The organism is Ureibacillus xyleni (assembly GCF_900217795.1).
Lineage (GTDB): Bacteria > Bacillota > Bacilli > Bacillales_A > Planococcaceae > Ureibacillus > Ureibacillus xyleni.
Genome location: NZ_OBMQ01000013.1, coordinates 17,686 through 33,401, shown reverse-complemented (window position 1 = coordinate 33,401; position 15,716 = coordinate 17,686). Strand labels below are relative to the sequence as shown.

20 protein-coding genes are annotated in these 15,716 nt (G+C 35.1%); all 20 read left to right on the top strand.

Annotated elements, in window-relative coordinates:
- Positions 1-178 precede the first annotated feature (178 nt).
- The 20 genes from CRO00_RS15915 to CRO00_RS15820 all read left to right on the top strand — a co-directional run bounded on the left by CRO00_RS15915 (position 179) and on the right by CRO00_RS15820 (position 15,704).
- The gene (locus CRO00_RS15915) at positions 179-841 is read left to right on the top strand and encodes a peroxiredoxin family protein (RefSeq protein ID WP_237658449.1); all 663 of its coding nucleotides are present in this window, start codon (positions 179-181) and stop codon (positions 839-841) included.
- 52 nt (positions 842-893) lie between these two features.
- A complete protein-coding gene (locus tag CRO00_RS15910; RefSeq protein ID WP_097074657.1) occupies positions 894-1,526 on the top strand; it encodes a hypothetical protein in 633 nt (210 codons plus the stop codon).
- 4 nt (positions 1,527-1,530) lie between these two features.
- Positions 1,531-2,286: a cytochrome c biogenesis CcdA family protein gene (locus CRO00_RS15905; protein ID WP_097074656.1), complete on the top strand. Its 756-nt coding sequence runs from the start codon at positions 1,531-1,533 to the stop codon at positions 2,284-2,286.
- 16 nt (positions 2,287-2,302) lie between these two features.
- Positions 2,303-2,872 (top strand): TlpA family protein disulfide reductase, encoded by a 570-nt coding sequence (locus tag CRO00_RS15900; RefSeq protein ID WP_237658448.1) that lies wholly within the window; start codon positions 2,303-2,305, stop codon positions 2,870-2,872.
- 21 nt (positions 2,873-2,893) lie between these two features.
- Entirely contained in the window at positions 2,894-3,577 is a 684-nt protein-coding gene (locus CRO00_RS15895) for a response regulator transcription factor (RefSeq protein ID WP_097074655.1), read from the top strand.
- Positions 3,578-3,605: 28 nt separating this feature from the next.
- Entirely contained in the window at positions 3,606-4,640 is a 1,035-nt protein-coding gene (locus tag CRO00_RS15890; protein WP_161946710.1) for a sensor histidine kinase, read from the top strand.
- A 135-nt stretch (positions 4,641-4,775) separates the two neighbouring features.
- Entirely contained in the window at positions 4,776-5,039 is a 264-nt protein-coding gene (locus CRO00_RS15885; protein WP_097074653.1) for a metal-sensitive transcriptional regulator, read from the top strand.
- Positions 5,040-5,099: 60 nt separating this feature from the next.
- Positions 5,100-5,447, top strand: coding sequence for a rhodanese-like domain-containing protein (locus CRO00_RS15880; protein ID WP_097074652.1), 348 nt, complete (start codon positions 5,100-5,102; stop codon positions 5,445-5,447).
- A gap of 24 nt (positions 5,448-5,471) precedes the next feature.
- Positions 5,472-5,768 carry a rhodanese-like domain-containing protein gene (locus CRO00_RS15875; protein ID WP_097074651.1) on the top strand — a complete coding sequence of 99 codons (297 nt, stop codon included), beginning with the start codon at positions 5,472-5,474 and terminating at the stop codon, positions 5,766-5,768.
- A 47-nt stretch (positions 5,769-5,815) separates the two neighbouring features.
- A complete protein-coding gene (locus CRO00_RS15870) occupies positions 5,816-6,379 on the top strand; it encodes a sulfurtransferase TusA family protein (protein ID WP_097074650.1) in 564 nt (187 codons plus the stop codon).
- Positions 6,380-6,407: 28 nt separating this feature from the next.
- Entirely contained in the window at positions 6,408-6,803 is a 396-nt protein-coding gene (locus tag CRO00_RS15865; RefSeq protein ID WP_097074649.1) for a DsrE/DsrF/DrsH-like family protein, read from the top strand.
- 116 nt (positions 6,804-6,919) lie between these two features.
- Positions 6,920-8,047 carry an MBL fold metallo-hydrolase gene (locus CRO00_RS15860; protein ID WP_097074648.1) on the top strand — a complete coding sequence of 376 codons (1,128 nt, stop codon included), beginning with the start codon at positions 6,920-6,922 and terminating at the stop codon, positions 8,045-8,047.
- Positions 8,048-8,086: 39 nt separating this feature from the next.
- On the top strand, positions 8,087-8,314 hold the full coding sequence (locus CRO00_RS15855; RefSeq protein WP_097074647.1) for a sulfurtransferase TusA family protein: 228 nt from the start codon (positions 8,087-8,089) through the stop codon (positions 8,312-8,314).
- Between the two features lie 66 nt (positions 8,315-8,380).
- The gene (locus tag CRO00_RS15850; protein WP_097074646.1) at positions 8,381-9,157 is read left to right on the top strand and encodes a sulfite exporter TauE/SafE family protein; all 777 of its coding nucleotides are present in this window, start codon (positions 8,381-8,383) and stop codon (positions 9,155-9,157) included.
- 74 nt (positions 9,158-9,231) lie between these two features.
- Positions 9,232-9,621, top strand: coding sequence for a DUF302 domain-containing protein (locus CRO00_RS15845; RefSeq protein ID WP_097074645.1), 390 nt, complete (start codon positions 9,232-9,234; stop codon positions 9,619-9,621).
- An 800-nt stretch (positions 9,622-10,421) separates the two neighbouring features.
- On the top strand, positions 10,422-11,357 hold the full coding sequence (locus tag CRO00_RS15840; RefSeq protein WP_097074644.1) for a DUF6744 family protein: 936 nt from the start codon (positions 10,422-10,424) through the stop codon (positions 11,355-11,357).
- Between the two features lie 60 nt (positions 11,358-11,417).
- Positions 11,418-12,530 (top strand): AAA family ATPase, encoded by a 1,113-nt coding sequence (locus CRO00_RS15835; protein WP_097074643.1) that lies wholly within the window; start codon positions 11,418-11,420, stop codon positions 12,528-12,530.
- Positions 12,531-12,606: 76 nt separating this feature from the next.
- Entirely contained in the window at positions 12,607-14,109 is a 1,503-nt protein-coding gene (locus CRO00_RS15830; protein ID WP_097074642.1) for a vWA domain-containing protein, read from the top strand.
- Positions 14,110-14,639: 530 nt separating this feature from the next.
- Positions 14,640-14,837 carry a helix-turn-helix domain-containing protein gene (locus tag CRO00_RS15825; RefSeq protein WP_141396976.1) on the top strand — a complete coding sequence of 66 codons (198 nt, stop codon included), beginning with the start codon at positions 14,640-14,642 and terminating at the stop codon, positions 14,835-14,837.
- A 573-nt stretch (positions 14,838-15,410) separates the two neighbouring features.
- Positions 15,411-15,704: a hypothetical protein gene (locus tag CRO00_RS15820; protein ID WP_097074640.1), complete on the top strand. Its 294-nt coding sequence runs from the start codon at positions 15,411-15,413 to the stop codon at positions 15,702-15,704.
- Positions 15,705-15,716 lie beyond the last annotated feature (12 nt).

Below are 15,716 nucleotides of genomic sequence, written 5' to 3'. Positions count from 1 at the left end.
AAGAAGCGTCTTCATCTTTTGGTTTCATCCCTTTTATTTAAAGGCTTTTGATTTGTTTAGAAAAGATTATTTCTTTAAGTAATTTTTTTGTTTCATTTTAACGAAATTTTCACAATTCTACTCCATAATTCAAAGAACAAGAGTAAAAATTGAGACGCTATTAGGAGGAGACGCTTTCGTGATTAAAAAATTGTTACCTTTCATACTTATCGGATTTTTAGCGGGTTATGCCTTTTATGATTCTCTAATGAAGGAAAAGGCAAGTGATTCCACAATAGAGAATGCGAACCAAACGGAAGATGTAGCGAGTGGAATAGGACAGCCTCTAGAGCCGGCTAAAAATACAAACGATAATTCGAAAAAGACCGGGATCATCGAGTCAAGTCATTCATCACTAGACGTTGAATTTGCTCCGGATTTTACTTTGTCGGATATGAATGGGACCCATATTAATCTTTCCGACCTTAGAGGTAAAATCGTCATTCTAAATTTCTGGGCTACTTGGTGTCCACCATGTCGAGCAGAAATGCCCCATATGCAAAATTTTTATGAAAAAAATAAAGATAATGGCGTTGAAATTATTGCCGTAAACTTAACGGCTCTGGATGAAGGAAAACAAGCAGTGGAAAAGTTCATCAATGAGTATGGATTAACATTTCCAGTTGTATTAGATGAAAGTGGATCTGTTGGAAAGCTCTATGAAATACTTACCATTCCAACAAGTTATATTATCGATGCAAAAGGACGGATCTTTCAAAAGTTCGTCGGCTCGATGGATGAACAAATCATGGAGGATATGATCAAGTCTATTCAAATGTACGATGGGGAACAAGAAGGCTAGTACTACCGAAATGAGTCATTTTTAAATATTTACAATTTAGAGGAGGTGTGAAATGGCTATTACTGCAAAAATTTTTTCATTAGCTACTATTTTTTTTAGCATTGTCGCAGGTTTATTACTTTTTTATTGGATGAATCCATCTAGTAAAGAACAGAAGAGAAAACAGTTAGAAGAAGTTACTGATTTTTTCATCAATTTCGTGATATTTATGTGGATTGGGAAAGTTCTTTTAAATCTCTCAATTTTTGTAAAAGATCCACTTGCTATCTTAGCATATCCCGTTGATTCAACTTCTTTTTATGTTGCCATTATTGGTAGTATTTTACGATTAATTTATAAACAGAGAAAAAATAAACTTCCAATAATAAGTTTATTGATTCCCATTATATTGACGGCATCATTCATGTTTGAATTTATTCAATTTGTACAAGATCAAAATGTTTATTCTTTAACCAATTTGATTTTCTATGGGATTCTAGTGACTATTTTTTATTATTTAAAAGAAAAGCTTTCAACGGTCACTTTATATTCCATTCTCTTGATTAGTTGGTTAGTTGGGACACTATTGATGTTTTTTACACAACCTTTTGTATCAGTGTTTGGGTATCTATTATCATGGCCGTTTATTTTATTATTCTTTTTATTTATGACCATTGTTCTTATTTCTATTAAATTGAAGAGGTGATCAAATGATTATAGAGACAGATACGGTCTTATTAGTTGGAATGCTTTTAGCTTTTGGAGCGGGTGCTATTTCTTTTTTATCTCCGTGTGTTCTACCACTATTTCCTGCCTATTTATCCTATATTACAGGCATCAGTGTAATGGAAATTCAAGCAGAACAAACTACTAGACTTCGCAAAAGAATATTCAGTCATTCCATTATCTTTTTACTTGGAATAGGTGTTGTCTTTATTAGTTTAGGTGCTAGTGCTTCTTTTCTAGGGCAGTGGTTGCAACAATTATTAATAGGGAATACCGCATTATTGATCCAACGACTAGCTGGAATCTTTATTGTCTTTATGGGATTTTTGGTAGCTGGTTGGTTAACGATTCCTTTATTTATGAAGGAAAAACGATTTCACTATACGAAGAAATCGACGAGCTTTTTAGGTACATTTTTTGTTGGATTAGGTTTTGCAGCAGGGTGGACTCCTTGTATTGGTCCAATTTTTGCATCAATCTTGTTGTTAGCTGCAACCAATCCAAGTCAAGGTCTTCTCTATACATTGATGTATGTCATTGGTTTTGCGGTTCCGTTTATTATTCTCACGTTTTTCGTCGGATCTTCTAAATGGATTTTAAGGAAAACTGGCATCATTATGAAAATGGGAGGCGTTCTGATGATTCTAATGGGGATCCTCCTATTTTTTGGACAAATGCCTCGATTAAGTGCGTTTTTATTAAAATTAATTGATGGGACATGGTTATCCAATTTAGGATAGAAGGAGGTAAATAGCAGTGAGAAAAGTGATATTTGGTGTACTGTTAATTGCGATGATTAGTTATGCGTTATTCCAATATATTTCCACACAGTCTGATCAATCAGAAACAGGGAATCCAGTAGTTTCTTCAAATACTGACATTGACATTAAAGAGACAAATGTAGTGGGCGTTCAACGTGGAAATGTCGCACCTAACTTTTCGTTGGAAACATTAGATGGGGAGGTTCTTTCCCTTTCCGATTTTAAAGGAAAAAAGGTGTTCCTTAATTTTTGGGCTACTTGGTGTCCACCTTGTCGAGCAGAGATGCCCGATATACAGAAATTTTCTGAAGATGAGGATGTCGTCGTGTTGGCTATTAACTTAACGCAGACAGAAAATTCATTGACAACTGTTGAGAACTTTATTCAAGATAGAGCGTTCACGTTTCCCGTTTTAATTGATCAAAATGGAGATGTGGCCGAATTGTATCGTGTGCAAGCTTATCCAACGTCTTATATGATTGATTCAAAAGGGAGAATTCAATATGTCGCATTAGGTGCGATGAATTACGATTTAATGATCAGAGAGTTTGAGAAATTAGAGTAATCACTAAAATGGGGTGTCATTTTGAAACAAAAGATCTTAATTGTTGAAGATGACCAAATGATTCGAAACTTAATTAAGATTTATTTACAAAAGGAAGGCTATGAAGTGGTAGAAGCAGCAGATGGAGAAAACGCAAAAGATGTATTTCTGAATGAGCATCCCTGTTTAATTATCTTGGATTTAATGCTTCCGAAAATCAGTGGTGAAGAATTGTGTGAATGGATAAAAGAGCAAGAAAGAAATGAAGTATCCATTATTATGTTAAGTGCAAAAGTACAAACAGCGGATAAAATACATGGGCTTCGATTAGGTGCTGATGATTATATGACAAAACCGTTTGATCCAGAAGAATTACTTGCGCATGTAGAAGCTGTTTTAAGAAGGACAGGTCAATTTTGTCAAAAAATTTCATACGGAGGGTTATGTATAAAACCGAGAAAAGGAGAAGTGCTTTTATATGATCAAGAAATTCACCTGACGAAACATGAATTTCAATTATTGTATCACTTCATGGAAAACCCCAACCTCGTATTACCCCGTGAAAATTTATTACAGCATTTGTATCCATATCTTGAAAAAGAAGTAATGGTTAGAACAATCGATGCACATATTAAAAAACTTCGTGAAAAGATTGAAGAAAATCCAAGTAAGCCAAAAAGGATTCAAACAGTTCGGGGAATGGGGTATAAGTTTGTTACAGGATAAACTTACATCGTTGTTACCGAAAAAGTTTTTGTGGCGCTTAACCATAGCCAATAGTTTCATCATTGTTGCATTCATATTACTTTCTGGATGGTCGATTTATGAAGCAGCTTGTCAAATATTTGATGAAATGGTGAGTAATCAACAAACAAAATTATTTAAAGCGGTCTTATTGCAATATTTATGGATCCTAGTTGGGGTATTTATTGTTCTCGCCATAGTCATCCAGTATTACTTTACACGTAAATTAATGAAACCTTTAACCGTATTAATAGAGTCGATGAAAAGCTTAAAACAAGGTCATAAAGTACAGAATATCCAATTTCAATCTGATGGTGAAATGGAAGAGTTAATCTATCATTTTAATGAGCTAGTGGATCAACTGGAGTGCAATAAAATTCAAAGGCACAAACAATTGTCTGATTTTTCTCATGAATTTCGCACACCTTTAACCAATTTAAACGGATATTTAAAGGCGTTACAAAGCGGAATCATAACTGGTGATAAAGAGTTATTTCATGCGCTTCAACAAGAATCCAATCGCTTGATTACTATGTTAGAACAACTAAAGGCAATTGAAGAATTTGAATACGTGCAACATCAAAAATTTGTTCAAAAACAAGTAATACAAATTTCTGAAATCATCAATCAAGTAGTTCACATGTTTAGTTGGTCCATGAAAGGAAAAAATATCGATATTAGAACGGACATTGATCAACAATTGATTCGCATTGATCCGAATGGGATAACTCAGGTTATGAGTAATTTGATTGATAATGCCATACGTTACTACACGGGGTATAAGCCAATCGTGATAACAGGGAAAAAAGTCAATGAATCTTATTGCATTTCTGTAAGTGGAGAAGGTCAATTTATTTCAAAGGAAGAAAGAGAAAGTATATTTGAACGATTTTATCGGACAGAATCTACGAATAATACGATTGGTAAAGGGTTAGGCCTAGCCATATCAAAAGAAATCCTTGCACAACATAAAGGCAAGATCCAATTAACTTCAGATGGATACCATCATACGTTTATTGTTACCATCCCCAATGCATCTATATAAAGAAGTGTATCGTTCTTCAATTTTTGGAGAATCTAAAAACAAAAGAAATTTTTATTATATCTGTTGACACTATACCTATAGGGGTATAATATATGTATATCAGTAAGAGAAAATAACATAAGGGAGGCGGCACAATTGAATTCGGACGACGTTAAAATAAAAAATCGTATCAAACGTATTGAAGGTCAACTTCGAGGGATATTGAAAATGATGGATGAAGAAAAAGATTGTAAAGCCGTCGTCACTCAACTATCTGCTGTCCGTTCAGGTGTTGATCATACTATAGGTGTAATCGTTAGCCAAAACCTAAAAGAATGTATCTTGGAGGCAAAGCATAACGACGATACTGCGAATGACTCAATACAAGAAGCAATGGATTTGTTAGTTAAAAGTCGTTAAAAAAATCGACTTTTCTTTTTCAATAAAAGTATACCCATATAGGTATGGAGGAGTACATTCATGGAAATTTGGATCATAATTGCGGTGGCAATTGTTTTTATCCTTTGGCGTATGAGACCGGTTAAAGGAACAAAAACTATAACGACTGAAACACTAAAAGGAATATTAAATGACAAGGATAAAGTATTCGTCGATGTACGCACACAAGGTGAATATAAATCTCGAAATATTCATCAGTTTAAAAATATGCCATTAGGTTCAGATCTCTCAAAGCTCCCAAAGGACAAAGAGATTGTAGTCATTTGTCAAAGTGGAATGCGTAGCGCCCAAGCATGTAAACAACTAAAAAAATTGGGCTATGAAAACATCACAAATGTTCGTGGTGGCATGAGTTCTTGGAGAGGTTAATTATTAATTTAGGAGGAAAATAAAATGAAAGAAATTAGTGCAAAAGAAGTTCAACAACGTATAGAAAATGGGGAACAGCTAAATCTAATTGATGTTCGCGAAGTGGATGAGGTGCAAGCAGGTCACATCCCTGGCATTACGCATATTCCATTAGGATTGCTGGAGTTTCGTTCACACGAACTGGATAAAAACAAACCTTATATTATGGTATGCCGTTCAGGTGGGCGCAGTGGTCAGGCAACGCACTATCTACAAAGTCAAGGGTTTGATGTAACAAACATGACTGGTGGAATGATGAGTTGGGAAGGTAAAGTCGAGTAATTTTTTTGCGAAAAACAATACCCTTGTAGGTATGTGGAGGTTTTGAAATGTCAATTAAAGCAGATGTAAATTTAGATTGTAAAGGTCTTGCATGTCCAATGCCCATTGTTAAAACGAAAAAGGCAATGAATGATGTAGAAGATGGTCAAATACTAGAAGTGCAAGCTACCGATAAAGGCTCGATTGCGGACCTAAAAGCATGGTCTGAAAGTGTCGGGCATCAGTATCTTGGGACGAAAGAAGAGGATGGTGTATTACTGCATTACATCCGTAAAAGTGGCGATGACCTTGATTCGGAAAAGAAGTTTGAAAATACGATTACCAATGAAGAAATAATCGACCGTGCTACAAATGGCGGTATTATTCTAGATGTTCGTGAAGAAGCAGAATATGCTTTTGGTCATATTGAAGGCTCTAAATCAATCCCAATGGGTGAATTAGAAGGCCGCTTAGATGAACTGGATAAAGACCAAGAGATTTATGTGATTTGTCGTACAGGGACACGTAGCGATTTAGCCGCACAGAAATTAGCGGAAAAAGGTTTTACGAAAGTTGTAAACGTGCTACCAGGAATGAGTTCTTGGAATGGCGATTTAGCAAAAAAAATATAAAAACTTAAATTAACTGGAGGAATTTATTATGTCTAACAAAGTAGCAATTATTGCAAGTAATGGTGGGTTATTTGACGCGTATAAAGTATTTAACATTGCAACGGCAGCCGCCGCAACAGAGAAAGAGGTAGCGATCTTCTTTACATTTGAGGGACTTAACTTAATCCATAAGCAAGCAATGCAACAATTACCGATGCCAGCAGGAAAAGAGCATTTTGCGGAAGGATTCGCAAAAGCAAACGTACCAGGCATTCCACAATTAGTTGAAATGGCACAAGAAATGGGCGTAAAATTTATCGGGTGTCAAATGACAATGGATGTAATGGGCTTAACGAAAGAAGACTTTATTGATGGGATTGAAGTTGGCGGAGCTGTTACATTCCTTGAATTTGCAAAAGATGCAGCACCAACTTTAACATTCTAATGCCAAAGTAGTTAAATTTTGAAATACTTAATATCAGATCATTCGGGAAAACTAGTGGAAGGGAAAGCTCTTCCACTTAAAAAACTAAAAAATAATACCTATGGGGGTAATTTTATATGACAATTATTAAAATGACAGCAGCGCAAGTAGCTCGTAAACTAATTGAAAAACAACCATTATTTATTTTAGATGTACGTAATACGGATGCTTATGACGATTGGAAAATTGAAGGACACAACTTTGAGTATTTAAATATTCCTTATTTCGATTTACTAGATGGTGTAGAGGAAATCATTCCAAAACTTCCGACAGATAAAGATGTATTAGTTGTATGTGCAAAAGAAGGTTCTTCGGTTATGGTGGCGGAGATGGTGGCAGAAGCTGGTCGCGATGTGTTCTACCTTGAAGGTGGTATGAAATCTTGGAGTTCGTACCTTGAACCAATTAAAGTGGGCGATTTAACGGGTGGTGGCGAACTGTACCAATTTGTTCGTCTAGGTAAAGGCTGTCTTTCTTACATGGTGATTTCTGAAGGAGAAGCAGCGATTATCGATGCTGTTCGATTCACAGAAGTATTCACAAACTTTGCGAAAGAAAAAAATGTTGAAATTAAACATGTATTTGATACGCACTTACATGCCGATCACATCTCAGGTGGTCGTCATATCGCAGAAGCAACAGGAGCTACGTATTACTTACCACCAAAAGATGCAGAAGAAGTCGTATTCGATTACACACCTCTTGAAGATGGTTTAACAGTGAAAGTAGGTGCCTCTCAAATTGAAGTAGGCGCACTATACTCACCTGGTCACACGATTGGTTCAACATCATTCGTCGTTGATAACAAGTATTTATTAACAGGAGATATTTTATTCATCGATTCAATCGGTCGTCCGGATTTAGCAGGTCTTGCAGAGGACTGGGTAGGTGATCTTCGTGAAACATTATATCGTCGTTATCGTGAATTAGCAGAAGATTTAATTGTGTTACCTGCTCACTTTATGATTATTGAAGAGTTAAACGAAGATGGAACTGTAGCGAAACGTTTAGGCAATTTATTTGCGGAGAATCACGGTTTAAACATTGAAAGTGAAGAAGAATTCCGTCGTACAGTAACAGATAACTTACCACCACAACCAAATGCATATCAACAAATTCGTCAAGTGAATATGGGGAAAATCACACCTGACAACGAGGAACAAACAGAGATGGAAATCGGTCCAAACCGTTGTGCAGTGCGTTAATAAAGTACATGAAATAGGAAATAAAAGGAGACAATAGATATGGAAGTAACGCAAGTGTTAGATGCAAAAGGATTAGCGTGTCCGATGCCAATTGTACGAACAAAAAAGGCAATGGATGCACTACAATCAGGTCAAGTTTTAGAAGTGCAAGTAACAGATAAAGGCGCATTATCAGATATTCCGGCATGGGCTACATCAGGTGGACATCAAATTTTAGATCAATCAACAGAAGCAGATGTAATTAAGTTCTTTATTAAAAAAGGATAACTTGAACAATTTAATTAGAGGTGGCATACGAGCGTATGTCGCCTCTTCTAGAAAGAAGGAATGAAAATGGATATAGCATGGATTATTACCATTTTTGCAATTGGATTTGTTGGATCCTTTATCTCAGGGATGGTTGGAATTGGTGGATCGATTATTAAATATCCAATGCTTTTATATATCCCTCCATTATTAGGTTTTGCAGCATTTACTGCCCATGAAGTATCCGGCATTAGTGCAGTACAAGTATTTTTCGCTTCTCTTGCCGGTGTGTGGGCATATAGAAAAGGGGGCTATTTAAACAAATCCCTCATTATATATATGGGTAGTGCTGTTTTAATAGGTAGTATAATCGGAAGTTTCGGATCATCGAATTTATCTGAACAGGCTGTCAACATTGTATACGGTGTATTAGCATTAATTGCTGGATTGATGATGTTTATACCGAAAAAACAAATTGACGATATCCCTTTAGATCAGGTTAAATTCAATAAACTGCTTGCTACAATTTTATCTCTTATCGTCGGTGTTGGTTCAGGGATTGTTGGAGCCGCAGGTGGGTTTCTACTTGTACCAATCATGCTCGTAGTATTAAATATTCCAACACGTATGACGATTGCCACTAGCTTAGCCATTACGTTTATTTCATCTATTGGAAGTACAATTGGTAAATTATCAACAGGACAAGTAGATTATTTACCAGCTATTATTATGATTTTTGCAAGTATTATCGCCTCTCCATTAGGAGCGAAAGCTGGTAAAAAATTAAACACATCTGTTTTGAAGTGGATATTAGCGGTTTTAATTTTAGGGACAGCAATCAAAATATGGATAGATATCTTATAAAAAATAAATGCTTATATTTTTTAGGTATCTGTACATGACTACTTCTTAAAGGAGAAAAATACTAGGAGGATTTTATGGATTTTCATTATACGGTTCACACAAATAAAACAATTGAAGAAGCGATTGAATCCATTGAACAAAATCTAAAGATAAATAAATTTGGGGTTCTTTGGCAACTGAACTTGACAGAAACCTTGCAGAAAAAAGGTGTCGACAGTTATCGAAAGCCTTACCGAATTCTTGAAGTATGTAATCCGGTAGAAGCAGCACGTGTACTGGAGCATAATCCATTAGTAGGTTATTTCTTACCTTGTAAAATCACCGTGTATGAAGACGAAGGGAAAACGAAAATCGGCCTTCCTAAACCAACTGCAATGATTAGCCTAATTAATGATGCTGAATTAGTGTCTATAGCTGAAAGTATTGAAAAAATCCTTATAGATGTGTTAGAAAAAAGTAAATAAAGAATAATCGAACAGGGATGCAAGGAAAAGAGGCATGCCTGTTTTTTATGGAAATGGGTAAATTGTCGAGGAATATACTTAGATTAATCTAGCTGATAGAAGCTCTTCTGTTATTCAAATAGGGAGGAGAAATAGTGAAAGGACATTATTATTATCTTGAAACCGAGTCTTCTGTTAAAGGACGCAATTGTAAAGCAACCTAGGTAGAAAATGAACAATATTTCTTATAAAAACCAATCCTAAATCTGCTATAAAGAATCTATTTTAATCAATCTTTTTTTAAAATGGATTCTTTATATATATCGTAAAATGCAGATCCATTCGTTAATCAAAACCAACATATTTGAGGTATTTTTTCTATAATTCTATAAAGGGAAATTTATTTTTTTCTATTATAATTAAAAATAGCACGTTTTTTTATTGAAGGTAGAAGATAAGTAATTTAAATTGCAATTTTAACGATTTATCGTTAAAATTGAATAGTATTTTACTTTACTCTTTGCAAAACCACATCATTATCCCACTTTTGCAATGGCAATCGGCACTTGTTAGAGGTAACAATTTTGAATAACGATTGCATAAGATCCCTTTTGTTTCCTGCATTTAAAATCTCTTTAGGAGTATTGCAGCTGTGAAGAAATTTCACGAAAATCTCATATGCTTATTTAAGTATGTTAATTTTTAACTAAATACCCGATGTGTCCGTGCTTTTGCATGTTCATATATATCAAGAAGTCGATTTGGCGTAGTAGCTAAATTGACTTTTTTGCATTTAAAACAACTTTAGGAGAGTGATCAACGTGCATGTACGAAATCAATTAACAAACGGACAGTTTGTTGCAAAAATAGAAGGACAGGGAAATGTCGGGCATCTTTTCTGGTATTCGATTCAAAACGTGAAAATTACACGTGAGGAATTAGAACAGAAAATGATAGTTTCTCAAGTCGACACAGTCCATTTACCAAACCCAATCAGACCGTCAGACGCTTTTCGTAGAGCCACACAAGAGCTAAAGCGTACGAAGGTGCCAACATTTGAAGGCAATGTGTATTTGAATTATTTAACTCGAGAGGTCACAACGGATACTCAGCTTATTCAGCGTAATGTAGTCATTGAACGGGTGGATCGAGCTGGGAAGAAGTTAGCCTATGATACGGAAGTAGTGAAAATTCTTCTGAATAAATCAAATAACACCGTCACCTATGAAAGCACTTCTACAGACCTTCTAGCAAAACATTTAGCTGAAGAAGCAAAGGAACGCTATGAGCAGTATAAAGAATTGTACGATTCGCAAAACATTCGTCAATTTGTCGGCAAAGTCCTTGATACGATGGCAACCACAAGTGTGCGAGCAAGTGGTGGGGTTTACTTTGTGCCTTGTACATATGATGGGCAGCTAATGAATTTAGCTTCACTCATTAATGACTTAGCTGACAGTACTGCAACGTGTATTCCACTGTTTAATATCAAATCTTCCCATGAGATGGTAAATCGTCAAATTGCTGAAGATATGAAGAAAGCGATATATACTTGCGAAACGATTGTGTCAAAGCCAGGTGTGACGAAAGCGGCATTAAAAGAGGCGATGGCAAATGCAAAGAAAATTGCTCAAACGTATAACGAGTACAAAGCGATTTTAGACCTTCAAACAGAAGTGCTTGATAGCAAAGTAAATGATTTACGTTTAAATGTCGTTGGTATTATCGACAAACTTGCAAGCCTTAAAAGTAAATAAAAACATCATCAGAAAGCCAGTAAATACTCTACTGTAAATCATTAAGAAGGAGTTCTTCAAATGAACATACAATTTAAACAAATCCAAGATAGCTTAAACGCTACATTTTTTGACCGTAATCATGAAGTGGAGGCATTATTGACAGCTGTACTTGCTCGTCAACACGTTTTATTCATTGGTCCAGCTGGTACAGGTAAATCAGCTCTATCTTCAATGCTGGGGCAAATCGTGACAGGCTCAACGTACTTCCAACAACTTTTAACACCGTATTCAACGCCCGAGGAATTATTTGGTGTTCTTTCTCTAAAAGATTTAGAGCAAGGGCGATATGTACGTAATGTGGAAGGAATGTTGCCACTGAGTCACTTTGCGTTTATCGATGAAATCTTTAAAGCCAATTCAGCGATTTTAAATTCGCTTTTAACATTGATTAATGAGCGATTATATTACAACAATGGAGTGCCGATTCAATCGCCTTTAATGACGATTGTCGGTTCATCGAATGAATATATCGAAGAAGGAGAAGGATTAGAGGCTTTATTTGACCGTTTCCTTCTACGATATGAAGTAGATTACATTAAAGAGAATTCGAGCTTCATTCAAATGATGAAGTCCCACACAAAACCTCAAGTGCCAACGATGAATCTAGGGGAATTAAAACAACATCAGCAAGCTGTAGATCAAGTGAATATTTCAGATGCTATTTATGATTTGCTTGCACAAATTCGTCAAGCATTAGTCGATGAAGGGATTCGCCCAAGTGATCGTCGCTTTAAACAGTCCTTGTCGTTATTACAAGCAAAGGCTTATTTGCAGGGTCGTCAAGATGTGTCACCATCAGATCTTCAAATTCTCTCCAATACCTTGTGGGAAACGACAGATCAAAAGACGAAAACAAAAGAGATTGTTAAAGAGCATTCCCAAGATGTTGTCATGACATTTATTGAACGCATGAATGATGAGTTTAATGAAATCCTTCAATTATCGAATCAAGCATTAAATGGTGAACACTCACAAGACCAAATTAGCGAGCTATTATTAAAAGGAAAGACGTTATCGGGGCAAGTGCAAGACTTCCAAGCTAAGCACCCAGCCCGTTTAGAGCTTGTTGATTTGCGTAATCGCATGCAACAAGAGCTATTAAAACTCACATCTGCCGTTATCGGTTTTTAAAATCAATCAAAAAATTGAAGTCAAAAGCGCTTTTAAGTGGTGCTTTTGGCTTTTTTACTATCAGGAGGAAAGCACAATGGAATTAAAACAAAAGGATTTAGTACACACACAAGAGCTTGCGACCGTAAATGCTGATAAATTCGATGTACGTCGCTTTAATGAATTATATAAAATGGCGAGTGGCTTACGAAATGTTTGCCATGCAAATGCGAAGACACCGCATTTTACGAATTTGGTTGGGGATGTATGGAGTGGATTTTACAAATCAGCACCACAATTGAAAGAAGTACAGGAAGAATTAGCAGTGAATCATGCACTCATGGAAAAGCTATTAGCAGATGAAGATTATCAGCGACAACATGAAATGACAAAACTAGATGATTTACTTTCAACTGTTACTTCTATTAATATGTCGAAAGAGCTTTTGAATTGGGTGAATAATAATCAGGAGTTACAAGAGCAGTCAAAGCAGTTTAACAATATTAAGCAACGTGAAAAGCGTGCCACACAGGATATTGAAAAGGCTGCTCAACAATTAGCGAATCCTGCTTTAAATGAAGAATTAAAGAAAGAGATGGAGGGACTGTTAAAACGGGCAGGCAAGCGTTTAGAAAATGCACAGCAAGCCGAGAAACAGCTTCAACAGGAGATAGTGCAAGCAGTTAAAGCACTTTCAAATGATGAACTTCAGCAAATGATACAGGGTGCTTGTCAACAAACCACCGATACGAGGGAAAATATCAATCAATTTGTAGGAGATCTTGCAGGGAGTGGTAATGCCGATTATAGTCGCCTACCAATTCGTGAACAATTTCTCTTAGCTGAGCTTTTCCAGTCCAATCCTAAAATGCGTGAGATTGCTGAATTAGCAGGACGTTTTAAGCAAATTGCAAAGGATAAGCATAAATCCCTTCATAAGCAGTCCATTGCTCGTAAAGGCGTGACAATTGGTAATGAAGTAGAACGCTTATTACCTAGCGAACTTGCAAATTATCTTTTACCACAAGCAAAATTTGATTTTATGAAACGCTTTGGTGAAGGGCAATCATTGATGTTTGACAAAAGAGGAAAGTCTAAGTTAGGACGAGGACCAATTATTTGTTGTATTGATGAAAGTGGCTCTATGCGAAAGCTCGATACACAAAGTAAAGCATTTTTAATCGCCTTAATGGGCATTGCTCGTAATCAGAGACGAGATTTTGCGGTCATTCCGTTTTCTAGCACAGTTGGTAATATTGAAGTTTTTCCAAAAGGGAGAGTATCTGTTCCTCAATTAGTCGATGTCTGCTCGCAGTTTATGGGAGGCGGTACAGTCTTTGAGGAGCCATTATATGCTGCTATCCAATTGATTGAAAAGGATCGCTTTAAACAAGCTGATATTCTATTTATAACAGACGGTGAAAGCCGTGTTTCTGAAACAATGCTTCAAGAATATCAACGAATTAAAGAAAAGAAAGGATTTGAATGTACAGCAGTTGTAATCGGCAATTCTGTAAGAAAGCAAGTTGTCGCAGCTTTTGCAGATAAGGTAGTAAGTGCTACAGATTTATTTGCAGCAGCGGATGTATTTTCTTTTTAAATATTAAATTTTTAGATAAGTCTGCAAATGTTTTGTAGGCTTATTTTTTGTTAAAAAAATATGATTTTTAATAAAAATAAAACAAAAGTCCCCCTTTGTAACAATCGTAATTGCCTGAAAATATTTGTCATACAAAGATTTTTATAAAGTAGAATATTATCGTATTAACGAGTTTATTTTATTGTTAAAATCTTAATTTCGAAGCGTTTTAAAGGTGTATGTTACATACATTTTTAGTATTGTTAGGTCTCAATGACTATTGGAAAAATTTGAACGTAAATTATATTGAAATAATGTTGTTTTAATTAATAAAATCAATGTAAACTTCCAACATATGCTTTTGGAGAAAATCTAACTGCTGATTACAGAATCATAATGCAAAGTAGTCGCCTATGTGCCCTATTTTAAGGATCAACTCAGTTTGATTGAAATAGTGACTTTAACTGCAATCGAGCAAAGTTGTAAAAGGTAGGAATGAAATGATTATTAAAACCAAGACTGAAGTGATAAAGCTAGGAGATTTTATTAAGATGAAACGTCTTGATATGGGATTCACCATTGAAGAGCTTTGTAAAAATGCACAAGTTGAACTAGAAGTATATTGTGCTATTGAAAATAACTTGACACTTAATCCGGGAATCGAAGATTTATTTTACTTGTTTAAAGGATTAGGACTCACATTTGCAGACTTTGATTTTAAAGGTTATGTAAGTAATTTAGAATTATAGAAAAAGAGAAAAATATATAAATAGAATATTCCCTTTTTGGAAAATGGTATTGAGGCTAGTCGTAATGTCGGCTAGCTATTTTTTATGTTAAGAGTTATTTATACAATTAATTTTTATATAGTTTAGTATTCTTTTCTAATTTTCTGTAATCATTTCTATTCTTTTTATTGCAAAATGTTTACGAGAAAAATAATTGTTTTTACTTTTAAAGTTTTTGAAAATCATTGATATATCAACATTTCTCTTTTGAATAACGATATATCGTTGACTTTTCCCACTTACTCCGTTATTATCTTTTACAGAGAAATGTTTACATTCTCGACGAATGTTTATACAGTATTCTTTAATGTGTGCTGTTCCAAAGTGATTGCTTTGGATAAAATTTTTTAGTTTGAATTAACGAATAATCGTTAAAGACTCGTTTGAAAAATCTAAAATGATTTTAAAACGAGTTATTAAATGAATAAAATTAACGATATATCGTTAAAAATGGATTTTACATAATTAATTTTAAAAGCAGTTTAAAAAGGATGGAGTAGATGGAATGACCAATAAGTTTATTGAGGGTATCCCATGCAAGTGAATCAACAGCAAATTTATGCTATGAGGATGCACTTTTACTACGAGGAACTTATTTCAGAGAAAGAGCATTTAATCGCTATTTTAGAAAAGCTTATGGCAAATCTTTGTATTTCCATTGAAGAATTACAGACGATAAATCGTTACTTTTCAGAGTTATTAGTAGATTGTGATAGATGTTATCCAATTGACTTTGAACAGCAATGTCTCGTATTGGAAAGGCAACTCGCTGATAGTCGGAAGGAAATGAAAACAAATTTAGAGAGAGAAGGCATTCAGTTGCCGTAAAGATTGGGGATT